Source organism: Frigoribacterium sp. AP1 (genome assembly GCF_056680555.1).
Map to the genome: position 1 here is coordinate 1,707,867 of NZ_CM155288.1, position 26,320 is coordinate 1,734,186.

At 69.8% G+C, this 26,320-nt stretch carries 22 protein-coding genes; 16 read left to right on the top strand and 6 right to left on the bottom strand.

Translation table 11 applies throughout. The annotated features are described in order from the left end of the window. Positions 1-81 precede the first annotated feature (81 nt). The 5 genes from AC1MBW_RS08215 to AC1MBW_RS08235 all read right to left on the bottom strand — a co-directional run bounded on the left by AC1MBW_RS08215 (position 82) and on the right by AC1MBW_RS08235 (position 4,100). On the bottom strand, positions 82-603 hold the full coding sequence (locus AC1MBW_RS08215; protein WP_480024139.1) for a hypothetical protein: 522 nt from the start codon (positions 601-603) through the stop codon (positions 82-84). After that, positions 600-1,925 (bottom strand): hypothetical protein, encoded by a 1,326-nt coding sequence (locus tag AC1MBW_RS08220; RefSeq protein ID WP_480024140.1) that lies wholly within the window; start codon positions 1,923-1,925, stop codon positions 600-602. Before AC1MBW_RS08220 ends, AC1MBW_RS08215 begins: the two co-directional genes overlap by 4 nt. Beyond that, the gene (locus AC1MBW_RS08225) at positions 1,925-2,308 is read right to left on the bottom strand and encodes a hypothetical protein (protein WP_480024141.1); all 384 of its coding nucleotides are present in this window, start codon (positions 2,306-2,308) and stop codon (positions 1,925-1,927) included. The genes AC1MBW_RS08220 and AC1MBW_RS08225 overlap by 1 nt, the downstream gene beginning before the upstream one ends. A gap of 251 nt (positions 2,309-2,559) precedes the next feature. After that, the gene (locus AC1MBW_RS08230) at positions 2,560-3,816 is read right to left on the bottom strand and encodes a hypothetical protein (protein WP_480024142.1); all 1,257 of its coding nucleotides are present in this window, start codon (positions 3,814-3,816) and stop codon (positions 2,560-2,562) included. Next, the gene (locus tag AC1MBW_RS08235; protein ID WP_054146301.1) at positions 3,813-4,100 is read right to left on the bottom strand and encodes a hypothetical protein; all 288 of its coding nucleotides are present in this window, start codon (positions 4,098-4,100) and stop codon (positions 3,813-3,815) included. Before AC1MBW_RS08235 ends, AC1MBW_RS08230 begins: the two co-directional genes overlap by 4 nt. 232 nt (positions 4,101-4,332) lie before the next feature. On the opposite strand from AC1MBW_RS08235, the gene AC1MBW_RS08240 reads away from it, so the two are divergent. From AC1MBW_RS08240 to csrA, 13 genes are all read left to right on the top strand, one after another. Then, complete coding sequence (locus AC1MBW_RS08240; protein WP_480024143.1) at positions 4,333-4,731, top strand: flagellar FlbD family protein; 399 nt, start codon at positions 4,333-4,335, stop codon at positions 4,729-4,731. 2 nt (positions 4,732-4,733) lie between these two features. Continuing rightward, positions 4,734-5,570 carry a motility protein A gene (locus AC1MBW_RS08245; RefSeq protein WP_480024144.1) on the top strand — a complete coding sequence of 279 codons (837 nt, stop codon included), beginning with the start codon at positions 4,734-4,736 and terminating at the stop codon, positions 5,568-5,570. Further along, positions 5,567-6,619 (top strand): OmpA/MotB family protein, encoded by a 1,053-nt coding sequence (locus AC1MBW_RS08250; RefSeq protein WP_480024145.1) that lies wholly within the window; start codon positions 5,567-5,569, stop codon positions 6,617-6,619. Before AC1MBW_RS08245 ends, AC1MBW_RS08250 begins: the two co-directional genes overlap by 4 nt. A gap of 126 nt (positions 6,620-6,745) precedes the next feature. After that, positions 6,746-7,693, top strand: coding sequence for a flagellar motor switch protein FliM (locus AC1MBW_RS08255; protein ID WP_480024146.1), 948 nt, complete (start codon positions 6,746-6,748; stop codon positions 7,691-7,693). After that, a complete protein-coding gene (gene fliN / locus AC1MBW_RS08260; protein WP_480024147.1) occupies positions 7,690-8,415 on the top strand; it encodes a flagellar motor switch protein FliN in 726 nt (241 codons plus the stop codon). The genes AC1MBW_RS08255 and fliN overlap by 4 nt, the downstream gene beginning before the upstream one ends. Positions 8,416-8,417: 2 nt before the next feature. Then, a complete protein-coding gene (locus AC1MBW_RS08265) occupies positions 8,418-9,059 on the top strand; it encodes a FliO/MopB family protein (protein ID WP_480024148.1) in 642 nt (213 codons plus the stop codon). Then, positions 9,056-10,099, top strand: a complete 1,044-nt coding sequence (gene fliP, locus AC1MBW_RS08270; protein WP_480024149.1) for a flagellar type III secretion system pore protein FliP — start codon at positions 9,056-9,058, stop codon at positions 10,097-10,099. The genes AC1MBW_RS08265 and fliP overlap by 4 nt, the downstream gene beginning before the upstream one ends. Further along, on the top strand, positions 10,099-10,374 hold the full coding sequence (gene fliQ / locus AC1MBW_RS08275; RefSeq protein ID WP_043596053.1) for a flagellar biosynthesis protein FliQ: 276 nt from the start codon (positions 10,099-10,101) through the stop codon (positions 10,372-10,374). Before fliP ends, fliQ begins: the two co-directional genes overlap by 1 nt. Positions 10,375-10,383: 9 nt before the next feature. Continuing rightward, positions 10,384-11,136, top strand: a complete 753-nt coding sequence (locus AC1MBW_RS08280; RefSeq protein WP_255349758.1) for a flagellar biosynthetic protein FliR — start codon at positions 10,384-10,386, stop codon at positions 11,134-11,136. Between the two features lies 1 nt (position 11,137). Then, positions 11,138-12,406, top strand: a complete 1,269-nt coding sequence (locus tag AC1MBW_RS08285) for an EscU/YscU/HrcU family type III secretion system export apparatus switch protein (RefSeq protein ID WP_480024150.1) — start codon at positions 11,138-11,140, stop codon at positions 12,404-12,406. Continuing rightward, positions 12,403-14,454 carry a flagellar biosynthesis protein FlhA gene (locus AC1MBW_RS08290; protein ID WP_480024151.1) on the top strand — a complete coding sequence of 684 codons (2,052 nt, stop codon included), beginning with the start codon at positions 12,403-12,405 and terminating at the stop codon, positions 14,452-14,454. The genes AC1MBW_RS08285 and AC1MBW_RS08290 overlap by 4 nt, the downstream gene beginning before the upstream one ends. Position 14,455: 1 nt before the next feature. Continuing rightward, positions 14,456-15,655: a hypothetical protein gene (locus AC1MBW_RS08295; RefSeq protein WP_480024152.1), complete on the top strand. Its 1,200-nt coding sequence runs from the start codon at positions 14,456-14,458 to the stop codon at positions 15,653-15,655. Between the two features lie 150 nt (positions 15,656-15,805). Then, positions 15,806-16,054, top strand: a complete 249-nt coding sequence (csrA, locus tag AC1MBW_RS08300) for a carbon storage regulator CsrA (RefSeq protein ID WP_480024153.1) — start codon at positions 15,806-15,808, stop codon at positions 16,052-16,054. Positions 16,055-16,237: 183 nt separating this feature from the next. On the opposite strand, the gene AC1MBW_RS08305 is transcribed toward csrA, so the two are convergent. Continuing rightward, positions 16,238-17,095, bottom strand: a complete 858-nt coding sequence (locus tag AC1MBW_RS08305; RefSeq protein ID WP_055975079.1) for a spermidine synthase — start codon at positions 17,093-17,095, stop codon at positions 16,238-16,240. Between the two features lie 321 nt (positions 17,096-17,416). Between AC1MBW_RS08305 and rpoB the strand changes: the two genes are divergently transcribed. The 3 genes from rpoB (at position 17,417) to AC1MBW_RS08320 (ending at position 26,306) form a co-directional block, all read left to right on the top strand. Beyond that, on the top strand, positions 17,417-20,908 hold the full coding sequence (gene rpoB / locus AC1MBW_RS08310) for a DNA-directed RNA polymerase subunit beta (protein WP_054145403.1): 3,492 nt from the start codon (positions 17,417-17,419) through the stop codon (positions 20,906-20,908). A 49-nt stretch (positions 20,909-20,957) separates the two neighbouring features. Continuing rightward, positions 20,958-24,839: a DNA-directed RNA polymerase subunit beta' gene (locus AC1MBW_RS08315; RefSeq protein ID WP_480024154.1), complete on the top strand. Its 3,882-nt coding sequence runs from the start codon at positions 20,958-20,960 to the stop codon at positions 24,837-24,839. A 276-nt stretch (positions 24,840-25,115) separates the two neighbouring features. After that, positions 25,116-26,306, top strand: coding sequence for a GNAT family N-acetyltransferase (locus AC1MBW_RS08320; protein ID WP_480024155.1), 1,191 nt, complete (start codon positions 25,116-25,118; stop codon positions 26,304-26,306). Positions 26,307-26,320 lie beyond the last annotated feature (14 nt).

The window sequence follows — 26,320 nt, forward strand, 5'->3', positions numbered from 1 at the left end:
CGTTTCGTGCATAGTGTCGCCACCGTGGCCGTAGGACATGTTCTATGCCGTCACCCTGTCGAGTCGGGGACGTGTGACGACTCACGCCGACCTCGAGATCCGCAGGTGCCTTGCCATGTCGTCCACTTCGGGAACGACGAGATCCGCGGGCTGGGGGTGTGGGCATTCGGTGACGAGGAGAGCGACTTGACGGGTGCCGTCCGCTGCGAAGACGACCCATGACCACGTGACGCGTGTGACGGCGACACACGACGTCGGTTCCAGGTCGAGTCCGAGGACGCGCACGTGCTCCGTTCGGCAGGCAGGCCCCATGACCGTGGAGGGATGGTCGTGGTCGGGTCTACCAGTCCTCGGGCCCTGACCTTGAGCGTCGAGGTGCGGACAAGAGATCTCGTCCCCCTCTCGCACGATGACAAGGGTCGCCCAGCCGATGAGGCCGGCTGATGCATCGATGCGCGCCCAGGCCAAGTCGAAACCCCTGAGTGCCGCCACGAGTTCTTCCGCGCCTGGCAGCTCATGAGAGTTGGACTGGTCAACCCTCTCAGGCGAGTGTCTGTCGTGAATGAGCTGCCACGCGTTGTCGTGGGTCACGGTGATGTTCACTCGGCCCTCTTCGTTCGTAAGCCGCTGCCGTGGCGGTTGGTGGTGGACGTCGATCGGGACAGGGCCATCAAGCGGGCGAGAACACTCGTGAAAGCGACAACGGCGATGACCACGACGGCCGTCGCCACCCCGACCAGCAGCTCGGTCTGCGAGGGCTCGAGAGTCTGGCCCGCGTTCGAGCGGAGGAAGACAAGCCCGACGAGCAACAGGGCGATGAGGCGGACACTCGGGGCGAGCATTCGTGTCTGCAAGGCGCTGTGCCCCGCCGCTGCGTCGATGTGCAAGCCTCGGTGATATTCGGGCCCGAACGAACGGGCCGCCCGGGGTGCTTGTCCCCGGTGTTTCGCCCTCGTGAGTCCGGCCGAGTCCAAGAGCGTGAACAGGTGGGCACGAGCAGCTTCGTCCGGTGCCCACAGCGTCATGGGCAACGTCACCCGCTCGACACCTGCCCGGTCGACGAACGTGAGGAGCCCCGCCGTCTTTCGGGAGCGAAGGCTGTAAGACACCAGCTCGGCGCCGGAACCGCTCCGGGTGGCGGCGGTGATGAAATCCATGCCGACGGACAGCTGGTCTCGCAGGTGCAACCCACCCGCATCCACCCAGAGGCAGGCTCGGAGCGAGAACCGGCGTGGCGATCGTGGTTGGACGCGGTCTTCTCGACGGTGGCGACCGGTCACCGATGGCAGCCACTCGATGCACGACGCCAAGACCGTCATGCCCGCGCCGACGAGCGCGATGCAGAGAACGGTCTCGCCGACGACGAGAAATGACGTGTCTTTTGATCGCGTGGCCAGCCAGGAGGTCACGGCGACCACGAGGAACGAGAGTACGACTGCGATCGTGGCGGCCACCTCGACGCCGAGCCAGACGCGCTTCTCCCGGGTGGGCCGGAGGCCGACGAGGACGAGGTCACCGGGTGCGGGGGTTCCTGTCAGTGACGGGCCAGCGCCGGTCAAGGGAACGTCAAGGTGGGCGGCAAGGGAGGCAAACCCGGCACTCCGCATCATGAGGTCGGGATGAAGGTATCGGTGCCCCGGCCACCACTCGTGAAGGGGCCAGACGAAGGTGCCCTGCCTGGTCTCGATCCACGCAGCGCCTTCTTGTCCGAACGGAGTCAGCGGGAATGCCCGCGACTCGGATGAGCTCCAGCCCGCCCGGATGACGTCCTCCTTTCGGGCGAGGGTCCGAAGGCGACCCCGATGAGTGGCGACGACGATGGCGTCGTCGTCATCGACCCCTGTGGCGACGCGAGCCCGAGCTCCCGCGAGGACAGGGCTCCTCGCCGTCGCCGTGATGAAGGGGACCATGGCCCGTGTTGCCATCAGCCCGTCCACGAGAACGTCCTGACGATCGAGTCGAGATGCGCGATCTGGGCGCCCAGCAACGACGTCCCGAGTGCGGACCCGGACAGGACGAGGAAGTCCCCCGGCGACCCAGGGATGCCCGTCGCGTAGTGGACGGAGCCCTGCGACAAGATGTCCGACGATAGGGCCCTGCCAGCGGTCGCATCATGGGCGAATCCCTCGCGCAGGACTGTGCTCCACTCGCCGACCGTCTTGCTCATGCGCTGGATCGACCGAGACCAGGTCATTCCTCGGGTCTCGAAGACGCTGATCGACGTCGATGGCAGTCCCAGTCGGATCAGAGCCGCCGCCGACTCGCCTTCCTGCTTGCCAACATTGGCAACGAAGGACATGAGCGACATCGGCCCGATGCCTGTCCGCGACGTCCCGGCCGTGAAGTACAGATCGAGCGCTCCGCTCGCACGCGCTCGTGTGACTGGAAGCAGGAGTGCTTCCTGGAATCGGCGTCGGGCGAGCACCACCTCTCGTGAATCCCTGTCGGGAAGTGCTTCAAAGGCAGCCCTGGACAGACGCTCGCATTCGACGATGCTGTCTCTTCGGAGGTCGGCACGTTGCCAGGAGACGGGGAAAGTCAGCGAGAAAGCGCTCCGCATCACAGAGAGCCCACGAGCGGTGCGCGCCGCTTCTGCTGGTACGACCCATCGACGAGGTCGGACACGATCGTCTTCATCGTGACGACATCGCCCACGTGCCCCACGAGTCCGACGGGACCGCTGACTCCGGCCCAGAGGATGCCTGGACCGAAGTGGGCGGTGGCGGACGGGCCACCTCGTGCCAGGCGGCGGACGAGGACGAGTTCGAGGCCACCGCCGCCGACCATCTCGTCCACGAATCGAACCAGAGGGTTACGCCCGATGGCGTCGGCTTGGGCCGAGAGCTCGCGCCGAGCTTGCGCCCTGACGGCATTGGCGTGCCTCGGCGCAACTGCGTTGGCCCGCATGGCGGCACCGGAATGGGTCACCGACGTCTTCGTCGCCGACACGGCCCGGCTGACGGCGCGAAGCCCTCCCAGGCCGACGCACGCCATGCCGAGGTTGGCAAGATCGCCGAGCACGTCCGCAGGGGTCGCGTCGCCGACCACGGCCTGGGCCAGGGTGATCAGAAGCGACAGGGCGGCCATGGCTATCGAGAGCCCGAGCAACAACGGCGCGAAAGGGCCGGCGAACATCGCAGCAATACCGAGGACGAAGCCGAGAACGCTGAGGACGTCCTTGGTGATGTTCAGGGCTTCCTGAGCGTCGTGCACCACCTGCTTCACCCCGTCCCACCAGGTGTCGCGCAGCTCGTCGTCGCCGGCCAGGCGGATCGCCGCGATCGCCTGGTCGGTGAGGGCGCCGTACTCGCCGTCCGTGTCGCCCCCGGTGCCGACCAGGCGGGTGATGACCGCCTTCGCGTCCGCGAGGTCGGTGTCGGCGAGGTCGACGGCCCGCGTCCGGGCGGCCTCTTGCCGGTCGATCTCGAACGGGTCGGTCTCGCCGGGGACGACGAACTTGTCGGCCGTGCGCCGCGCCTCCTTCGCCTCGTCGGCGTCGAGGCGCGCGGCGTCCGCCTGCCGCTGCAACTCTTCGAGGCCGTCCGCATAGCTGTCGAGCGCCGTGGCGAGGTCGAGGTAGCGCTGCTTCGCCTTGTCGATCGCGTCGGCGAGCGGCTCCGCCGACGTCGAGAAGGTGCGGCCCGACTCGGAGTCCCACCCCTCGGCCTTCGCCAACCGACGCAGCCTCCTCGACTGTGTCTCGATCGACGTGCCCGTGGCCCGAGCCGCGACCGCCGACGAACGGAGCTCGGTCGGGTCACCGGGCACGGGGTCGGACGGCAGGTCGAGAGGGCTCCAGTCCCACGGGCGGCTCATGCCGCACCCGCCGTGTCGGTCGGGGTCAGCGCCGCCGCCAGCTCGTCGTCGGCCTGCGTGAGGGTCTTCGCCGCACCCTCGGCCATGGCGCCGACCGCCGCGATCGACTCGAGCATGCGCCCGCGCGCGATCGCCCAGTCGTCGGCGAACGCCGTGACGGCCTGTTGCAGGCGTGGCGAGCCGATGCCCTCACCCGCCACGCCGGCGCTGCCCGACGACAAGTCGGTGTGCAGGGTCTGGAGGTCGCGCGCCAACGCGCCCAGCGCCTCCAGATCGATGTCCATGTACCCGGCCACGGCGGTTCCCCTCGTCGATATGAGCAATTTCACACACCATACCGACTGTTCGACCCGCGTGGGGGGCCTGTGGACAACCGGCCGCACGTGAGGACACACATCGACGACCCGCACCTAACGCCCCGCCACCCCCGGCCGATAGTCACCCGTAGCCGCTCAGGACGAGCAGCGACACCTGCCCCACGGACGGCGGCAGGAGACACAGACCTAGGACGGGCCGATGATCGTCGTCACGCGACTCAACGACAGCAGATTCGCTGTCAACCCTGACCTCATCGAGCGCATCCACGAGACGCCCGACACGGTCCTGATCATGGTCGACGGCGCCAAGTACGTCGTGACCGAGCCGATGGCCGAGGTCATCGAGATGATCGCCCGCTACCGGGCTCGCATCGTCTCGCTCGCCTACGACGAGCCGTCGGCCACCGCCCCGGCCAGCCAGGCCCTCGGCAACCGCACCTCGACCGGCCCGCAGCTCGGCATCGTCCGCGGCTCGTCGGGTCCAGGAGGCGCGGGTCGCGTCACCGAGTTCCGTCCCGCCGTGCAGGCTCCGGCCGCCCACGCCCCGACCGTGCCGACCGCGCCCGCCGCATCGGCCGACACCACGCAGGGACGCTGACCGTGGATCCCGCAACGATCATCGGCATCGTCCTCGCGCTGGGCGCCCTCTTCGGCATGATCCAGCTCGAGGGCGTGAGCATCGCCGGGCTGCTGCTGCCGGCCCCGATCATCCTCGTCTTCGGCGCCACGATCGGCGTCGGCATCGCCGGCACGACGATCAAGGACGCGATCCTCAGCTTCAAGAAGATCACCCGCGCCTTCACCGGCAAGGTCGTCCCCCCGCAGTCGGTCATCGACGGTGTCGTGTCGCTCGCCGAGAAGGCCCGCAGCGAGGGCCTGCTCTCGCTCGAGCAGGAGGCCGAGAAGCTCGACGACCCCTTCATGAAGGGCGCGCTGCAGAACATCGCGGACGGCACCGACGGCGAAGAGCTGCGCATCCTGCTCGAGGACGAGATGGAATCCCGCCTCGCCGCCGACCGCACGGCCAGCAAGTTCTTCATGAGCCTCGGCGGGTACGCCCCGACGGTCGGCATCGTGGGCACGGTCGTCAGCCTCACCCACGTGCTCGAGAACCTCGCCGAGCCCGACGAGCTCGGCCACATGATCGCCGCGGCCTTCGTCGCGACCCTGTGGGGCCTGCTGACCGCCAACTTCCTCTGGCTGCCGCTCGGTGCGCGCCTCAAGAAGCTGGCCGACCTCGACGAGCTGCGCATGACGCTGCTGATGGAGGGGGTCCTGGCGGTCCAGGCGGGAAGCCAGCCGCGCCTCCTCGGCGAACGCCTCAAGGCCATGGTGCCGACGCACGCGCTCGAAGGCGGCGACGGCAAGAGCGGCAAGGGCGGCAAGGCCAAGGCCGGCGCGAAGAAGGGCGGCGACGACCAGGGGCTGGCCGCATGAGCGGGGCACGTGGCGGACGCAAGAAGAAGGGGCACGCCGAGGACGAGCACCCCGACGAGCGCTGGATGGCCTCGTACATGGACATGATCACCGTGCTGATGTGCATGTTCATCGTGCTGTTCGCCATGTCGAACGTCGACCAGGACAAGTACATCGCCCTGCGCAACTCGCTCGCGACCGGCTTCGGTCAGACCGACGTCGGCAAGGTCGACACGGCCTCGGGCACCGTCGTGAACGCCTCCGACGTGACCCCCGAGGGCAAGGGCTACTCGTCCGGCGACGAGACCGACCTGAGCAAGGCCGCCGCCTCGGGCGAGGCCCAGACCGCCGAACAGGCCGCCGCCGCGACCGTCGCGGCCCAGGGCGAGCTCGACGACCTGACCGCCATCAAGGCCGCGATCGCCGCGAACCTCGAGGGCTCGGGGCTCAGCGCCGACGTCGAGTTCGCCGTCGACGACCGCGGTCTCACCGTCCGCCTGATCGGCTCCGAGACCTTCTTCGGCACGAACAGCGCCGACCTGAGCGGCACGGCCGTCAACGTCATGAACGCCATCGGGCCGGTGCTGAAGACCTCGGGTCACGACGTCTCGGTCGAGGGGCACGCCGACCAGCGCAGCTCGACCGCGCCCTTCGCGACCAACTGGGAGCTCTCCTCCGCCCGCGCCACCCAGGTGCTGCGCGACCTGGTCGAACGCGGCGGCGTGGGCGCCGACCACATCCAGTCGGTCGGCTTCGGCTCGTCGCGTCCCCTCAGCACCGGCACGACCGACGCCGACCTCGCGTCGAACCGTCGGGTCGACATCGTCGTCCTGTCGAACCAGTCCGACGCGGTGAGCGCGCTGCTGCCGCAGCTCGAGCAGGCGGCGGCGGCCGCAGGAGGCGCGGTGACCGACGGTCGCAACCCCACCGTCGAGCAGGCGGCCGGCACCTCGACCACGGCCGAGTCGGGTGACACGTCGAAGGCGGGCACCGCGGCCGAGACGACGACCGAGAAGACCGAGAAGACCGAGAAGAAGACGGAGAAGAAGGAGGAGTCCTCGGGCCACTGACCCCCGCCGGGCCCCTCCGGCCCGGTGGCGCTACCCCGGCACCGAGTTCGACGACGGCAACCCAGTCCGGGGGGTACGACCGATCCTGGGCTAACGCTCAGGTGGGGCGGGCCGATAGCTCCGTCCGTGACACTCCTCGACGCCCCGACGGGCAGCAGCGCACCGACCGCGACGGTCGGCTCGTCGACGCGCCCGCAGAAGACCGTCGAGGTCTACGACTTCCGCCGTCCGACCACCCTCGCCCGTGAGCACTCGCGCGTCCTCGAGCTGGCCTTCGACACCTTCGCGCGGCAGTGGGGCACGCAGCTCACCGCCAAGGTGCGCGTGCTGTCGTCGGTCAGCTGCGACCAGGTGCAGATGCTGACCTACGACGAGTACGCCTCGTCGCTGCCGGCGACCACCGCGATGGTGCTCTGCACCCTCGAGGGCGTCTCCGCGAAGGCCGTCATCCAGTTCCCGTCGTCGGCCGCGCTGACCTGGGTCAGCCACATGCTCGGGGCCGCCAAGCCGGCGAGCCTGCCCGAGCGCACTTTCACGCCCATCGAGCAGGCCCTCGTGCGCCGCCTGATGGACGACGCCCTCGACGACCTGCGCTACTCGTTCGGCACCATGCTCGCCGACCCGATCAGCGTCGGCGGGTTCCAGTACAACTCGCAGTTCGCCCAGGCCGCGCAGAAGTCCGACCTCATGATCGTGGCCTCGTTCGAGATCCGCGTCGGCGAGCGCGTCGCACCCGGCACGGTCGCGATCCCGGCCGACGTCCTGCTGTCGCAGCTCGGCGAGTCCAACCCGACGATCGACGCCGCCGACGCCCGGGACCTGCTCGGCGCCCAGCTGGCCTCGGTGCCGGTCGGCGTCTCGCTGACCTTCGCCCCCGCCGCGGTGCTGCCGAGCGTCGTGCTCGGGCTGGCAGTCGGCGACCTGCTGCCGCTGCCCCACCCGCAGCACCGACCGCTCGAGATCAGCGTCGACGGCCAGCCCGTCGGCCGCGCCGCCGTCGGGGCCGCCGGCTCCCGTCTGGCCGGCATCGTCGTCTCCACCTCCCTGACCGGCACCGAAGAAGGAACCTCATGACCGGCACGACCATCACCCTGCACACCGCGGCGGTCGAGGCGCTGGTCGCCCAGCTGCCGACGCCCACGCCCCTGCGTGCCGTGGCCGTCGACCCGGCCTCCGCCCACGGCCTCCGCCTCGCGGGCTCGTCCGTCGTGGTCACCTCGTTCGTCGGGTCGGTCTCGGCCGACACGGCGGTCCTGCTGGCCGACATGGACCAGCTCGCCGCCGCCGCGGGCACCGACAACCCGATGGTCTCGGTCTCGGACGTCCTGCGTCCCGCGCTCGAGGCCGCGACGGACGTTCTCGGCACGGGCGTGCTCGGCGAGAGCCGCCGCGAGTCGGCCGACGCCCTGCTGGCCGACCCCGAGACCGTCGTCTTCGAGCTCACGGCCGCGGGTCAGCCCGCCGGATGGTTCGCCCTCCGCCTCCGCGAGACCGGCACGATCGGCGGATCGTCGCCCGTGGTGCCGACCCTGGGCGCCGTCTCGACCGGCAACCTCGGTCGCATCAACAACGTCGAGATGGCGCTGACGGTCGAGATCGGCCGCACCCGCATGTCGGTCCGCGACGTCCTGGGCCTCGAGCCCGGCGCGGTCATCGAACTCGACCGCTCGGCCGGCGCCCCCGCCGACGTGCTGCTCAACGGCCGCCTGATCGCGCACGGCGAGGTCGTCGTCGTCGACCAGGACTACGCCGTCCGCATCACCAAGATCCTCGACGTCGCCGACGGCATCGCCTGATCGTGGACACCGTCGTCGTCGGCCTGCGGGTCGTCCTCTCGTTGGGCGTCGTCCTCGCCCTGCTCTGGGTGCTGCAGAAGCGCCTGGTGAAGGGCGGTCGCGGGGTCACCCGCGCCACGTCGCAGGTCTCGGTCGTCGCCCGCCAGGGCGTGGGCGCGAAGGCGAGCGTCGTCGTGGTCGACGTCGAGGGCGAGCGCCTCGTGCTCGGCGTGACCGAGTCGTCGGTGACCGTCCTGGCCGCCGCCGACCGTCCGGTCGAGTCCGCCCCTCTCACACTCGTCCCGTCGGGCGCGCCCGACGACGAGCCGACGCCGGTGCAGGAGGCGCGGGTCACCCCGATCGCGCCCGTCGCGACCCCGGCGCCCTCGGCCTCGTTCGCCGCCGTGCTGTCGGCCGAGACCTCGGCGGTCCCGGCCCTCGCCACGACCCCGTCCCTCGCGTCGGCCTCCGCCACCCCCGCCGAGCTGCTCCGCCCCCGCGGTGCCGCCCGCCGTGCCGCGACGGCCGGTCTCCGCGGCCGCGCGCCTCGTGACCCGGCCGACCGCCGCACCGGGCGGGCCGCGAAGTCGCTCGAGGGTTCGATCCTCGCCCCCGACACGTGGCGTCAGGCCGCAGCCGTGCTGCGCAGCGGACGAGCCGGATGACCGGCCGCCGGTCGTCCGCGTCCCCGACCCGCCCCTCCTTCGCGTCCGCCCTGCGCCGGCTCGTCCGCCCGACGCTGCACGACGGCCTGCACGGAGCCCCCCTGGGCCGCTCCGTGGTGGCCGTGCCCGTGCGCTTCGCCGACACGCGGTTCGCCCGTGCGGTCGTCGTCACGCTGCTCGCGCTCGTCGTGGCGTCCGCCCTCGTGATGCTGATCGGTCAGCAGGCCAACGCGGCACCCGTCTCGCCGACAGCCCCCACCGCGCCCACCGCCCCGGCCACGGACGGCACCGGCACCGAGGGCACCACGGGCACGACCCCCACCGACTTCACCGACACCGACCAGACGACGTCCGACGGCACCGGCTCGGGCGGCCTGAACATCGACATCAACGGCCCCGACGGGGCACCCAGCCAGGCCGTCGTCACCCTGATCGGCATCACGCTGTTGAGCGTCGCCCCCGCACTGTTGCTGATGATGACGTCGTTCACGAAGATCTTCGTGGTGCTCGCGATGACACGCAACGCGCTCGCGCTGCCGTCCATCCCGCCGAACCAGGTGCTCGCGGGGCTGGCCCTGTTCCTGAGCCTGTTCATCATGGCTCCGATCCTGACCCACATCAACACGGACGCCGTGCAGCCCTACCTCGACGGCCGCCTCGACCTGCAGGGGGCGATCGACGCCGGCATCGCCCCGCTGCGCGAGTTCATGATCGCCCACACCCGCGAGGAGGACCTCGCGCTGATGACCCGCTCGGCGAACCAGCCGAACCCCGCCAGCCAGGCCGACGTGCCCATGCTCACGCTCATCCCGTCGTTCATGATCAGCGAGCTGCGCGCCGCGTTCATCATCGGCTTCGTCATCTTCATCCCCTTCCTCGTCATCGACCTCGTCGTCAGCGCCGCGCTGATGTCGATGGGCATGATGATGCTGCCGCCGGTGATGATCTCGCTGCCGTTCAAGATCCTGCTGTTCGTCCTCGTCGACGGCTGGGGCCTCATCATCAAGAGCCTCATCGAGAGTTACCAGGTGGGTGCCTGATGGATTCCAACGCCGTCCTCGACCTCTCGATGCAGGCCCTGATCATCACGGGCAAGCTCGCTGCGCCCGTCCTGATCACCTCGCTCGTCGTCGGTTTCGCGATCTCGCTGCTGCAGTCGATCACCCAGATCCAGGAGGTCACCCTCTCGTTCGTGCCGAAGGCCGTCGCCGTCGGCATCGCGCTCATCGTCACGGGCCACTGGATGATCAGCGAGATGGTGTCGTTCACGACCATGGTGTTCGACCGCATCCCCCAGCTGCTCAGCGGCGGGTAGGGGCGCGTCGTGTCGTTCGACCTCAGCTGGCTCGAGGCCACCCTCCTCGCCGCCGTGCGCATGACCGCGTTCCTCGTGATCGCGCCTCCGTTCTCGTACCGCGCGTTCCCGGCGCGGGTGAAGGCCATGCTCGGCATCGGGCTCGCGCTCGCCGTCGCGCCGCGCGTCACCCCCGGCTACGTGTCGCTCGAGACGGGGCCGTTCGTCATGGCGCTCGTGCTCGAGCTCGTCGTCGGCGCCGTGCTGGGATTCCTGGTGTTCGTCGCCTTCGCCGCGGTGCAGGCGGCCGGCAGCCTGATCGACCTCTTCGGCGGCTTCACGCTCGCCCAGGCGTTCGACCCGCAGTCGATGGTCAACGGCGCGCAGTTCACCCGGCTGTTCCAGATGACCGCACTCGCGCTGATGTTCGCGACCGGGGGCTACCAGCTGATCATCGGGGGACTCACCCGCTCGTTCGACGCCGTCCCGCTCGGCCTCGGCATGGACCTCTCCCGTCCCGTCGAGCTGCTGACGACCGGCGTGAGCCAGCTCTTCCTCTCGACCATCCAGATCGCCGGGCCGCTCTGCGTCGTGCTCTTCCTCGCCGACGTCGGCCTCGGGCTGCTCTCGCGCGTCGCGCCGGCCCTCAACGCCTACGCGATGGGCTTCCCGCTCAAGATCCTCATGACGGTCATGCTGGCCGGCGGCGTCTTCCTCGCGCTGCCCGGTGTCGTGGCCTCGTTGACCGGCGACGCCGCCGACATGCTGCTGGGGGTGGGCTGACATGGCGGACGACTCCGGCGAGCGCTCCGAGGCCGCGACCGAGAAGCGGATGAAAGAGGTCCACTCGAAGGGCCAGCTGTCCCGGTCGCAGGACCTCAGCGCCTGGGTGGGCGTCGGCGCCGCCGCCGTGATGATCCCCTCGACCATCGAGCGGGCGTCCTCGGCGGGCGTCGACCAGATGTTCTCGATCCGCCAGGCGATCACGCACCCCGACTCGTCCACCGTCGTCACCGAACTGATGCAGGGCGCGGGCTCGATGGGGGCGACGATCGGGCCGATGCTCGCGGTCGTCGGCGTGGCCGTGCTCGCGACCGCGATCGTGCAGGGCGGCGTGCACATCAAGCGCATGACCGGCAACTACGAGCAGTTCAACCTGCTCAACGGCCTGAAGAACACCTTCGGCACGCAGGCGCTGTGGAACGGCGCGAAGGCGCTGATCAAGACGACCGTCGTCGGCCTGGTGCTGTGGTTCGCGATCCAGGGCCTGATGCCCGTGCTCATGAGCGGCGGCGGCCTCAGCGTCTCGGCCGTGCTCGCCGAGGCGAAGGTCGGCACCGGCATCCTGATCAAGGCCGCGATCGCGGCCGGCCTGCTGCTCGCCTTCGCCGACGTCTTCGTCGTCATGCGTCGCAACCGCAAGAAGACGCGCATGACCAAGAAAGAGGTCAAGGACGAGAACAAGTCGAGCGACGGCGACCCCCTGGTCAAGTCGCAGCGGCGCTCCCGTCAGCTCGCGATGAGCCGCAACCGCATGATCGGGGCCATCGCCGACGCCGACGTCGTCATGGTCAACCCGACCGACTACGCCGTCGCCGTGAAGTACGAACCCGGCAAGTCGGCGCCGCGCGTCGTCGCGAAGGGTGCCGGCACCGTCGCCGCCCGCATCCGCGAGCAGGCCACCGCCGACGGCGTGCCGCTCGTCGTCGACGTCCCCCTGACCCGCGCCCTGCACGCCGCCTGCGGCCTGGGCGAGGAGATCCCCGTCGACCTCTACACGCCGGTCGCCCGCGTCCTCACCTTCGTCATGGCGCTCAAGGCCCGCGGCACGCTGAAGGGCACGCACACGCCGCCCCGCGTCACCACGGCCGACGAGGTGGCCGGCGTCCTCGCGCCCGAGTCGCTCGAGGCCGACGCCGTGCCCCGCCGCCTCCGCATCGCCCGCGAGGCCGCGACCGGCACCGCGACCGGCGCGACCTCCGCGCCGACCCGCACCGCGCCTCCTGCGCTCTCCCGCTCCGTCCGCCCCGCCACCTCTGGAGGCACCCGATGAAGTCCACCCTGCCCAAGCTCGCCGTCCCGGTCGGCATCGTCGGCATCGTGCTGCTGCTCGTCGTGCCGGTGCCCGCGCCGCTGCTCGACGTGCTGATCATCCTCAACATCCTGTTGGCGTTGGTGATCCTGCTGACGACGCTGTTCGTCAAGAAGCCGCTCGACTTCTCGGTGTTCCCGTCGCTGCTGCTCGTCGCGACGCTGTTCCGCCTCGGGCTCAACGTGGCCTCGACGCGCCTCGTGCTCGGCGACGGCTACGCGGGCGACGTCATCGCGGCGTTCGGGCACGTCGCCGTGAGCGGCTCGATCATCATCGGGTCGGTGATCTTCCTGATCCTCGTCGTGATCCAGTTCGTGGTCGTGACCAAGGGCGCCGAGCGCGTCGCCGAGGTGGGCGCGCGCTTCACCCTCGACGCCATGCCGGGCAAGCAGATGGCCATCGACGCCGACCTCAACGCGGGCCTGATCACCGACGAGGTCGCCAAGCAGCGTCGCGCCGACGTCAGCGCCGAGGCCGACTTCTACGGCGCCATGGACGGTGCGTCGAAGTTCGTCAAGGGCGACGCGATCGCCGGCATCATCATCATCATCATCAACCTGGTCGGCGGCATCGCGATCGGCGCCCTGCAGAACGGCATGGCCATCGGCGACGCCCTCTCGCACTACGGCCTGCTCACCATCGGCGACGGCCTGACCACGCAGATCCCCGCGCTGCTGATGGCCGTCTCGACCGGCATGATCGTCACCCGCTCGGGCGCCGACACCGAGATGGGCGCGCAGGCCGCGTCGCAGCTCGGGCAGTCGCGCATCGCGCTCGCCGTGGCCGGGACCGCCGCCATCGGCATGGGCTTCATCCCGGGCATGCCGATCGTCGCCTTCCTGCTGATCGGCGGGGCGCTGTTGGTCGTCGCCTACCGGCTCGGCGTGGCCGCCAAGGCCGAGGAGGCGCGCGCGGCCCTCGCAGAGCAGCAGGCGGCGGTCGTCGCCCCCACCGACACGACCGACGACCTGCTCGAGCAGATGCGGGTGCACGCCCTCGAGATCCTGCTCGCACCCGATCTCGTCGACATGGTCGGGGGAGCGTCGGACGACCTGCTCGGCCGGGTCAAGGCACTGCGCCGCAAGATCGCGGTCGACCTCGGCATCGTGGTGCCGCCCGTCCGCACCCGGGACAGCGTCGACCTGCCGCCGGCCACCTACTCGATCCGCATCGCGGGCGTCGAGGCCGGTCGCGGTCAGGCCCCGGCCCGCTCGGTGCTCGCCCTCGGCGACGCGCTCGACGGTCTGCCCGGCACCGCCACGGTCGAGCCGGTCTTCGGCCTCGCCGGCAAGTGGGTGCCCGCCGAGATGCGCCACAGCGCCGAGATGACCGGCGCCACGGTGATCGACCGCGTCTCGGTGCTCGTGACGCACCTGTCGTCGATCATCGCCGACAACGCCGCCCGACTGCTCACCCGCGAGGACGTCCGCGTGCTGACCGAGGGCGTCAAGCAGGTCAACGCCCCGGCCGTCGACGACCTCGTGCCCAACATGCTGTCGCTCGCCGAGCTGCAACGCGTCCTCCAGGGCCTGCTGTCGGAGCGCATCCCGATCAACGACCTCGCGCGGATCTGCGAGGGCCTGACGCTGCGGGCGAAGGTGTCGACCGACCCGGAGGGACTCGTCGAGGCGGCCCGCGCCTCCTTGGGACCCGCGCTCACGGCGCAGTACCTCGACGGCCGCGTGCTGCGGGTCATCATGATCGACCCCACCCTCGAGCAGTCCATGCTCGAGGGGCTGCGGCCGAGCGACCAGGGCACGCAGATCCTGCTCGACGGGCACCGGGTCGAGCAGGTGCTCGGGTCGCTGCGCGAGGCCGTGCAGTCGGTCGAGGCCCAGGGTCTCAGCGCGGTGCTGGTCTGCGCTCCGGCGTTGCGGCCGGCCATCCACCGACTCGTGTCGGCGCAGCAGAACGGTCTGCCGGTGCTGTCGTACCAGGAGGCCACCGCCGCCGGGTCGACCATCGAGACCGTCGGCGTCGTCCGCGCGACCGACTCGATCGTGGCCTGAGATGGCGACCACGATCGTCATGACCGGCGAGACGCTCGACGGTCTGCGCCGCGAGGTGCGGGCGACCCACGGCGCCTCGGCCCGCATCGTCGCGGCCCAGAAGGTCACCGTCGGGGGAGTCGCCGGCTTCTTCGCCCGCAAGCACTACGAGGTCACCGTCGAGGTGCCCGACCCCGCGATCGACCTGCCCGTCGCGCGGGTGCGCATCACGACGCCGGTGCCGGCCGAGCGTGCGGGCATCGCGGCGTTGCTGGCGTCGGCGGACGAGGCCGAGGACGCGTTGCAGGCGGGGGCTCCGGCACCCCGGGCCGCGTGGTCGGCCTCGATCGCCCCGGGGGATGCCGCCGCGTCGAGCACGCCCGTCCGGGACGGCTTCGACGACGTGCTGACCGGCTCGGTCGTGCCCGTGAGTCCGCGTCGGGCCGCCCGCGCCGCAGCCGCTGCCGCCGCGAGCGCGGGCGGGGCGTCGGCCTCGCCGTCGAGCGCAGGAGGCGCGGTGCCGGTCGCGGCCCCGGCCGACGTGTCGACGCGCACCGACGCGTTCGCCTCGATCATGGACGACCTCACCTTCAACGGCATCGCGCCGGCCGCCGGTGCCGGTGGGGGTGTCGGCGTCGGTGCCGTGAGTGCGGGTCCGACCGCCTTCGCCGACGGTGACGCCGCCGACCCCGACGCGCCGCACGGGGCCGCTCCCCGCCGCACGGCCGCCTCGCTCGCGGCCGCCGCCGACGCCCTCGCCGCGCAGGCCCGGGCCGTGGCCTCCCCGGGTGTGCCGCCCGCCCCCGACGTGTCGCGCGGGGCAGGCGACCTCGTCGTGGTGGTCGGCCGCCCCGGCGACGCCTTCCGCGTGGCCGCCCAGATGGCGTCGACCTTCGGGCTGCGCTCGGTCGACGTGTCGGATCGCCGCAGCGGCATCCTGGCCCGCGCCACCGGCGTGCACGAGAACTCGGCCGTCGTGACGGCCCTCGCCTGGGACGCCGCCGCTCCCGCGACCCTCGAGGCGATCGCCGCCGACCAGGTCTGGGTCGCGGTCGACGTCGGCCGCAAGCACGACGACACGGCCCGCTGGGTCGAGGCCGTCCGGGCCGTCGCGCCCGTGGTCGCGGCCGCGGTGGTCGGCGAGGACGACACGGCGACCCCGGGCACGGTGCACCTGCTCGGCGTGCCGGTGGGCTGGCGCGAAGGAGGCGCGGCCCGCTGAGCCGCGCCTCCTGCGGTGGTCGTCCTCCCGCGGTCGTGCCTCGTGGCCGCCGCCGTCCCGGGCCCGCCGACCCGCGCCTCCTGCGGTCGCGACCCGAGCCTCCTGCCTGTCGTCGTGACCGGACCGGCCCGCGCTCAGTAAGCTGGCCCGATGCTGGTGCTGACACGCAAGGTCGGAGAACGCATCGTGATCGGCGACGACATCGTCATCACGGTGCTCGACTCCCGTGGCGACGGCGTGCGCATCGGCATCGACGCACCGCGTGGCGTGAAGATCCAGCGCGAAGAGGTCATCAAGGCCGTGACCGAGGCCAACGTCGAGGCGGCGAAGGTCCCCGACGACGCCGAGGCCCGCCTCCGCGCCGCCCTCGGCGCCCCCGCCCCCCGCGCCGACCAGTAGCCCCGCCGCCCGGCCCCCGCCGCACCTGGCCCGTGCCGTGCCGCGCGCGTGCCGTCGCGGTTGTGCCGTCATGCCGCCGCACCCTCACGCCGCCACGATGTGGACACGCCGCCACCTTTCAGCGTGGCGTCGTGTCCACATCGTGGCGGGGTGCGTTGTGTGGCTTCCGGCGCGCGGTACCGATCAGCGCGCCCCGAACACGCTCCGCGACGGCTCGGGCGACGGTACGGCCGTGGCGTCGGTGACGACCGGCGCCCCGGCGACGAAGTCGCGCAGCTCGCGGCCGTGGACGACCTTGGCCGGCAGCGGGTCCGACGAGTAGAGCCGCGGCATGCGGTCGGTCGGCAGCGGCGACGGCGAGCCGATCAGCACGACGTTGCCGAAGCGGCGCCCCTTGAGCGTCGCGGGATCGGCGACCGCGACCACGTGCTCGAACACGGTCGCGAGCGTCGACGCCTGGCCCCGGGCGAAGGCCAGCCCCGCACCGTCGGCCGAGTTGACGATCAGCATGCCGGTCGGCGACAGGAACTCGGCCGCCGCCGTGTAGAACTCGAGCGAGGTCACGTGAGCGGGGATCTGCGAGCCGCCGAACACGTCCACGATCAACAGGTCGACCGTGCCGCGCAGCCCGGCGGGCAGCTTCACCATCACCTCGCGGGCGTCGCCGTAGCGCACCCGGATCGATGCCCCGCGCGGCAGGGGCAGCGTCTCGCGCACCAGGGCGACGAGGTCGGCCTCGAGCTCGATCACCTGCTGACGCGAGCCCGGCCGGGTCGCCTCGACGTAGCGCGGCAGGGTCAGGGCGCCGGCGCCGAGGTGCAGCGCCGTCACCGGCCCCTCGGGCAGCAGGTCGACCGCGTGCCCGATGCGCCGGACGTACTCGAAGGCCAGGTGCGTCGGGTCGTCGAGGTCGACGTGCGACTGGGGCGTGCCGTCGACGACGAGCGTGTACGAACCGGGGCGGTGCCGGTCCTCGTCCACGCGGGCGAGGCCCGCCCCGATCGAGATCTCGACGGGCGGTTCGTCGTGCTGTGCGGCCATGCCTCCAGCCTCCCATCCCCGGGGACGAGGAGGCGCACGCGGCCCCCGATCCCGTGGAATGCCTGTGCATGCGCCCGGGTTATACCGAAGCTCGGGCGAAAGGTCAACGACAGGGCTTGCCAGGCGTGTCCGGGGCGACCTAGTATGGACCTTTGCGCTCCCCGTGCGTCCTGTCGTCATATTGCGGTCGACAACGTCTCGAGACACCCACCCCCGAATATGACGGCGGGGTGGATGGTGTCCGCCGGGTAGGGCCGTTCACTCACTCACCACATACTGTCCGACAGTGATGACCCGACGGGGTCCACGGAGGTTACTTCCTTGGCTGCTGCGAACAACGCATCCACCAACTCACCCAAGAACGGTCGCAACGCATCGCGGCTCTCGTTCGCCAAGATCACCGACACGCTGACGGTCCCCGACCTGCTGGCGCTCCAGACCGAGAGCTTCGACTGGCTCGTCGGCAACGACATCTGGAAGGACCGTCTCGCCGAGGCGACCGAGCAGGGTCGCACCGACCTCGCCCTCCACTCGGGCCTGGAAGAGATCTTCGAAGAGATCTCGCCGATCGAAGACCTCGGCGAGACCATGCAGCTCTCGTTCACGGCTCCTGAGCTCGAAGAGCCCAAGTACACGATCGACGAGTGCAAAGAGCGTGGCAAGACCTACGCCGCGCCGCTCTACGTGAACGCCGAGTTCATGAACCACCTCACCGGTGAGATCAAGACCCAGACGGTCTTCATGGGTGACTTCCCGCTCATGACCGAGCGCGGCACCTTCATCATCAACGGCACCGAGCGTGTCGTCGTCTCGCAGCTCGTCCGCAGCCCGGGCGTCTACTTCGAGCGCGCCTCCGACAAGACCAGCGACAAGGACATCTACTCGGCTCGCGTCATCCCGAGCCGCGGTGCCTGGCTCGAGTTCGAGATCGACAAGCGCGACCAGGTCGGCGTCCGCATCGACCGCAAGCGCAAGCAGAGCGTGACCGTCTTCCTCAAGGCCCTCGGCCTGACGAGCGAAGAGATCATGGAAGAGTTCAAGGGCTTCGCCTCGATCGAGGCCACCCTCGAGAAGGACGCCATCCTCACCAAGGAAGAGGCGCTCAAGGACATCTACCGCAAGCTCCGTCCGGGCGAGCAGGTCGCCGCCGAGGCCGCGCGCGCGCTCCTCGACAACTTCTACTTCAACCACAAGCGCTACGACCTGGCCAAGGTGGGTCGCTACAAGATCAACCGCAAGCTCGGCATCGACGCGCCCCTGGGCGACTCGGTCCTGACCGTCGACGACATCGTCGCGACGATCAAGTACCTCGTGTCGCTGCACGCCGAAGAGAAGACGATGAACGGCACGCGCGACGGCGAGCCCGTCCAGCTGCGCCTCGACGTCGACGACATCGACCACTTCGGCAACCGTCGCATCCGCGCGGTGGGCGAACTGATCCAGAACCAGGTCCGCACCGGTCTGTCGCGCATGGAGCGCGTCGTCCGCGAGCGCATGACCACGCAGGACATCGAGGCGATCACGCCGCAGACCCTGATCAACGTGCGCCCCGTCGTCGCCGCGATCAAGGAGTTCTTCGGCACCTCGCAGCTGTCGCAGTTCATGGACCAGAACAACCCGCTCTCGGGTCTGACGCACAAGCGTCGCCTGAGCGCGCTCGGCCCCGGCGGTCTGTCGCGTGAGCGCGCCGGCGTCGAGGTCCGCGACGTCCACCCCTCGCACTACGGCCGCATGTGCCCGATCGAGACCCCTGAAGGCCCGAACATCGGTCTGATCGGTTCGCTCGCGTCCTTCGCGCGGATCAACTCGTTCGGCTTCATCGAGACGCCGTACCGTCGCGTGGAGAAGGGCAACGTCACCACGACGATCGACTACCTCACCGCGTCGGAAGAAGACGACTACGTCGTCGCCCAGGCGAACGCCCCCCTCGACGACAAGTTCGACTTCGTCGACGACAAGGTGCTCGTCCGCAAGAAGGGCGGCGAGGTCGAGCTCGTCGACAAGGCCGAGGTCGACTACATGGACGTCTCGCCGCGCCAGATGGTGTCGGTGGCCACGTCGCTGATCCCGTTCCTCGAGCACGACGACGCGAACCGCGCCCTCATGGGTGCCAACATGCAGCGTCAGGCCGTCCCGCTCGTCCGCAGCGAGAGCCCCCTCGTCGGCACCGGCATGGAGGGCTACACCGCGATCGACGCCGGTGACGTCGTCACCGCCGACGCCGCGGGCGTGGTCTCCGAGGTGTCGGCCGACGTCGTCACCGTCCAGCTCGACGACGGCGGCACGCAGGACTACTTCCTGCGCAAGTTCGACCGTTCGAACCAGGGCGCCAGCTACAACCACCGTGTGATCGTCGACGCCGGCCAGCGCGTCGAGGTCGGCGAGGTCATCGCCGACGGTCCCGCGACCGAGAACGGCGAGCTCGCGCTCGGCAAGAACCTGCTCGTCGCGTTCATGCCGTGGGAGGGCTACAACTACGAGGACGCGATGATCCTGTCGCAGAACCTCATCAAGGACGACACGCTCTCGTCGATCCACATCGAAGAGTACGAAGTCGACGCCCGCGACACGAAGCTCGGCAAGGAAGAGATCACCCGTGATCTCCCCAACGTCAGCCCCGACCTGCTGGCCGACCTCGACGAGCGCGGCATCATCCGCATCGGTGCCGAGGTGCGCCCCGGCGACATCCTCGTCGGCAAGGTCACGCCCAAGGGCGAGACCGAGCTCAGCGCCGAAGAGCGTCTGCTGCGTGCGATCTTCAACGAGAAGAGCCGTGAGGTCCGCGACACGTCCCTGAAGGTGCCCCACGGCGAGCAGGGCACGGTCATCGGCGTCAAGGTCTTCGACTCGCAAGACGGAGACGACGAGCTCGGCTCGGGCGTCAACCAGCGCGTCGTCGTGTTCATCGCCCAGAAGCGCAAGATCACCGCGGGTGACAAGCTCGCCGGTCGTCACGGCAACAAGGGCGTCATCTCGACGATCCTTCCCGTCGAGGACATGCCCTTCCTCGCGGACGGCACCCCGGTCGACATCATCCTCAACCCGCTCGGCGTGCCCGGCCGCATGAACTTCGGCCAGGTGCTCGAGATCCACCTCGGGTGGATCGCGGCGCAGGGCTGGAACGTCGAGGGCGTCCAGGAGTGGGCGAAGAACCTGCCCGAAGAGGCGCTCAGCGCCGCTCCCGGTACGAAGGTCGCCACCCCGGTGTTCGACGGTGCCGCCGAGCGCGAGATCGAGGGTCTGCTCGACTCGACCCTGCCGACCCGCGACGGTGAGCGTCTGATCGGTTCGTCCGGCAAGGCGCGCCTGTTCGACGGTCGCTCGGGTGAGCCGTTCCCGAACCCGATCTCGGTCGGCTACATGTACATCCTGAAGCTGCACCACCTCGTCGACGACAAGATCCACGCGCGTTCGACGGGTCCGTACTCGATGATCACGCAGCAGCCGCTGGGTGGTAAGGCACAGTTCGGTGGCCAGCGCTTCGGTGAGATGGAGGTCTGGGCCCTCGAGGCCTACGGCGCCGCGTACGCGCTGCAAGAGCTCCTGACCATCAAGTCGGACGACATCCTCGGCCGCGTGAAGGTGTACGAAGCCATCGTCAAGGGCGAGAACATCCAGGAGCCCGGCATCCCCGAGAGCTTCAAGGTCCTCATCAAAGAGATGCAGTCGCTGTGCCTGAACGTCGAGGTCCTCTCGGCCGACGGCCAGACGGTCAGCCTGCGCGACACGGACGACGAGGTCTTCCGTGCCGCCGAAGAGCTCGGCATCAACATCTCCTCCCGCTTCGAATCGTCGAACGTCGACGAGATCTAAGCCCCCTTCCCACAACGACACGTCGATACATCTGACAAGGGATTAAATTTTGATCGAAGCAACAACTTTCGATGAGCTGCGGATCGGCCTCGCCACTGCCGAGAACATCCGCGCCTGGTCGCACGGTGAGGTCAAGAAGCCGGAGACCATCAACTACCGCACGCTGAAGCCCGAGAAGGACGGCCTCTTCGGAGAACAGATCTTCGGGCCCTCGCGTGACTGGGAGTGCGCGTGCGGCAAGTACAAGCGTGTCCGCTTCAAGGGCATCGTCTGCGAGCGCTGCGGCGTCGAGGTCACGAAGTCGTCCGTGCGTCGTGAGCGCATGGGCCACATCGAGCTCGCCGCCCCCGTCACGCACATCTGGTACTTCAAGGGCGTCCCCTCGCGCTTGGGCTACCTGCTCGACATGGCCCCGAAGGACCTCGAGAAGGTCATCTACTTCGCGGCCTACATGGTCATCTCGATCGACGAAGAGGGCCGTCACGCCGACATGCCCGGGCTCGAGAACGAGCTCCGCCTCGAGATCAAGCAGCTCGAGTCGCAGCGCGACACGCGCATCGCCGATCGCCTGAAGAAGCTCGAGGACGACCTGGCCGTCCTCGAGGAAGAAGGCGCGAAGAGCGACCAGAAGCGTCGTGCGAAGGACGGCGCCGAGAAAGAGATGTCGCAGACGCGCAAGTCGTTCGACGAGGACATCAACCGCCTCGAGCGCGTGTGGGAGGACTTCCGCAACCTCAAGGTCGGCGACCTCAAGCCCGAGGACGCCGTCTTCCACGAGCTGCAGGACCGCTTCGGCATCTACTTCGAGGCCCACATGGGCGCCGAGGCGATCAAGAAGCGCCTCGAGGCCTTCGACCTCACCACCGAGGCCGAGAACCTCCACCTGCAGATCTCCGAGGGCAAGGGTCAGAAGAAGATCCGCGCCATCAAGCGCCTGCGCGTCGTCAGCTCGTTCCTGGCCACCGGCAACTCGCCGGCAGCCATGGTCCTCGACGTCGTCCCGGTCATCCCGCCCGAGCTGCGCCCGATGGTGCAGCTCGACGGTGGCCGTTTCGCGACCAGCGACCTGAACGACCTCTACCGTCGCGTGATCAACCGCAACAACCGCCTCCGCCGCCTGCTCGACCTCGGTGCTCCCGAGATCATCGTGAACAACGAGAAGCGCATGCTGCAAGAGGCCGTCGACGCCCTGTTCGACAACGGTCGTCGTGGTCGCCCCGTCACCGGTACCGGCAACCGTGCCCTGAAGTCCCTGAGCGACATGCTCAAGGGAAAGCAGGGTCGCTTCCGCCAGAACCTGCTCGGCAAGCGCGTCGACTACTCGGGTCGTTCGGTCATCATCGTCGGCCCGACGCTCAAGCTGCACCAGTGCGGTCTGCCCAAGCAGATGGCCCTCGAGCTGTTCAAGCCGTTCGTCATCAAGCGCCTGATCGACCTGAGCCACGCTCAGAACATCAAGTCGGCCAAGCGCATGGTCGAGCGTTCGCGCCCGCAGGTCTGGGACGTCCTCGAAGAGATCATCCGCGAGCGCCCCGTGCTGCTGAACCGTGCGCCCACGCTGCACCGTCTCGGCATCCAGGCGTTCGAGCCCCAGCTGGTCGAGGGCAAGGCCATCCAGCTGCACCCGCTCGTCTGCGCGGCGTTCAACGCCGACTTCGACGGTGACCAGATGGCCGTGCACCTGCCGCTGTCCGTCGAGGCCCAGGCCGAGGCACGCATCCTGATGCTCGCCTCGAACAACATCCTGAAGCCGTCCGACGGCCGCCCGGTGACCCTGCCCGCACAGGACATGATCATCGGTCTGCACTACCTGACGACGGTCACCGAAGGTGCCGAGGGTGAAGGCCGTGCCTTCTCGTCGGTCGCCGAGGCGATCCTCGCGAAGGACCAGGGCTCGCTCGACCTCAACGCGATGGTCAAGATCCGCATGAACGGCGTGCACTTCGCCGAGGGCGAAGCACCCGAGGGTTACGAGGTCGGGCAGGACATCCTGCTCGAGACGACCCTCGGTCGTGCGCTCTTCAACGAGAACCTGCCGGCGGACTACCCGTTCGTCCAGCAGGTGACCGACAAGGGCATGCTCTCGACGATCGTCAACGACCTCGCCGAGCGCTACCCGAAGGTCGCCGTCGCGGCAGCCCTCGACAACATCAAGGACGCGGGCTTCTACTGGGCCTCGCGTTCGGGTGTCACCGTCGCGCTGTCCGACGTGCTCACGCCTCCGCGCAAGCCCGAGATCGTCGCGGGCTACGAGAAGCAGGCCGCGGCGGTGCAGTCCGAGTTCGACAAGGGCCTCATCTCCGACGCCGAGCGTCGTGCCGACCTGATCAAGATCTGGACGGAGGCCACGAACGAGGTCGCCGCCGAGATGCGGGCGAACTTCCCGATCGACAACACCATCAACCGCATGGTGACGTCCGGGGCACGTGGTAACTGGCTGCAGGTGCGCAACATCGCCGGCATGCGAGGCCTGGTGAACAACCCGAAGGGTGACATCATCCCCCGCCCGATCATCTCCTCGTACCGCGAGGGTCTGTCGGTGGCCGAGTACTTCATCGCGACGCACGGTGCCCGCAAGGGTCTGGCCGACACGGCCCTCCGTACGGCCGACTCGGGGTACCTGACCCGTCGTCTCGTCGACGTGTCGCAGGACGTCATCATCCGTGAAGACGACTGTGGCACCTCGCGTGGCCTCGAGATGCCGATCGCCGCACCCGACGCCAACGGCGTCATGGTGCGCGACGCGACCGTCGAGAACACCGTGTTCGCACGGTCGCTCGCGGCAGCCGCGGTGGACGCCGAGGGCACGGTGCTGGCCGAGGCCGGCGCCGACGTCGGAGACGTGCTGATCGACGAGCTCGTGGCGGCCGGTGTCGAGACCATCAAGGTCCGCTCGGTCCTCACCTGTGAGGCCGCCGTCGGTGTCTGCGCCCAGTGCTATGGCCGCTCGCTGGCCACCGGCAACCTGGTCGACATCGGTGAGGCCGTCGGCATCATCGCGGCCCAGTCGATCGGTGAGCCCGGCACGCAGCTGACCATGCGTACCTTCCACACCGGTGGTTCGGCCTCGGCCGACGACATCACGCAGGGTCTGCCCCGCGTGACCGAGCTGTTCGAGGCGCGTACCCCCAAGGGTGCGTCCCCGATCGCCGACTCGGCCGGTCGCATCACCATCGAGGACACCGACAAGGCTCGCCGCGTCATCCTGCAGCCCGACAACGGCGACGAAGAAGTGATCTACCCCGTGCTCAAGCGTTCGACCCTCCTCGTCGAGGACGGTCAGCACGTCGAGCTCGGTGAGCAGATCATCGCCGGTGCGGTGGACCCGAAAGAGGTCCTGCGCGTCAAGGGCGTCCGTGCGGTGCAGCAGCACCTCGTGGGTGGCGTCCAGGACGTCTACCGCTCGCAGGGTGTGCCGATCCACGACAAGCACATCGAGGTCATCGTCCGTCAGATGCTCCGCAAGGTCACCGTCGTCGACCACGCCGACACCGACCTGCTGCCCGGTGAGCTCGTCGACCGGTCGAAGTACAACGAGATCAACCGTGCGGCACTGACCGAGGGCAAGCGGACCGCGTCCGCCCGCCAAGAGGTCATGGGCATCACGAAGGCCTCGCTGGCGACCGAGTCGTGGCTGTCGGCCGCGTCCTTCCAAGAGACGACCCGCGTCCTGACGCAGGCGGCCATGGAAGGCAAGAGCGACCCGCTGGTCGGTCTGAAGGAGAACGTCATCATCGGAAAGCTCATCCCCGCGGGCACCGGCCTGTCGCGTTACCGCGACGTGTCGGTCGAGGCGACGGAAGAGGCGAAGGCCGAGCGGTACCCCAACCGCGTCTTCACCGACGATGCGTCGTTCAACGAAGCCGACCTGAGCTTCGTGGACTTCGACTCGTTCTCGTCGGACGACTTCACGCCCGGCACCTACAACTGAGCGACTGACGGAGGCGCGGTGAGGGTCTGACCCGCACCGCGCCTCCTGAAGGCCTCGCCTCGAAGGGCCCCGGCTCGCACATCGTGCGGACCGGGGCCCTTCGTCGTCCCCGCCCCGTCCGTGTGTGCACTTCGCGACAAGTCCGGGCCTCGCGGGCGTCTGGTGCCGAGATGGGCGGCGTGTCGGCGGCGAGTTGTCGGGAAGTGCACGTCTTCAGGTCGGGGTGAGGTCGGGTTCGGCTCGCCGAGGCGGGAGTCGACCCGGCAGGATGGACGGATGCCTGACGACCAGCCCGCCGAGACCGCCCCCACCGCGTCCCGCGCCGAGACCGCCACGCCGGCCTCCGCCCCAGGAGAACCGGCCACCTCCTCCCCGGTCGTCGTCGCCCGAGGCGAGGCCGCCGAGGGGGTCAGCGTCGGCACGGCCGACCGTCCCGTCCGCGAGCGGGTGAACGCGCCCGACGTCGTGGTGCCGCCCGAGCCCGTCGTGGGCGTCACCTGGCGCCCGCTCACCCTCGACGACCTCGAGCCGCTGCACGCCCTCTGTGCCCGGATCGGGTCCGTCGACCACCCCGACCGTGGCCATGCGCTCGAGGTCGTGCGTGACGACCTCACGTCGCCCGGCATCGACCTCGAGCGCGACAGCATCGTCGGGGTCGACACCGACGGCCGCTTCGTCGCCTGGGGGCTCAGCCACCTCGCCCCGACCCGGGTCAACCTCGTGCGCGTGGGGGTCCCCGGTGGCGTCGACCCCGACCGACGTGGCGAGGGTCTCGGCCGTCGTGTCCTCGACTGGCAACGGGCCCGGGGCGAGCAGCACCTGGCCACCTGTGACGAGGTGCTGCCCGCCGGTCTCGTGACCGACGTCGAGGAGGACGCCCTCGCCTCGCGGGCGGCGTTCCGTCACGCCGGGTTCGAGGAGTCGCGGTGGTGGACCGAGCTGCGTCGCGACCTGGCGGAACCGATCGACCGCGTCGCGCTCGACCCGGCCGTCCGCCTGGTCACGTTGACCGACGAGTGGGTCGAGGCGACGCGTCAGGCCCGCAACGACGCCTTCCGCGACCACTGGGGCAGCCAGCCGACCAGCGAGGACCGCTGGGGCCGTATGGTCGGGGCCAGCACCTTCCGCCAGGACCTCTCGCTGCTCGCCGTCGCGCGTCCGCTCGACGATCCCGAGGGTGCCGAGCAGGTCGTGGCGTTCGTGCTGAGCGACGTCGACCCCGAGGACTGGGCGGCCCTGGGTCGGCGTTGCGCCTACGTCGAGTACGTCGGCGTCCGGCGCTCCTGGCGCGGACGGCACCTCGCGCAGTCGCTGCTCGCGTCGACGTTGGAGGCGCACGTCGCCGAAGGGCTCGAGGTGGCCGTGCTCGACGTGGACTCCGTGAGCCCGACGGGTGCCCTGGGCCTGTACGACCGGGCACGGTTCGTCTCCGCGAGGCGCTCCGCCACGGTGGTCCGCACCTACTGAGTCCGACCCGGCTC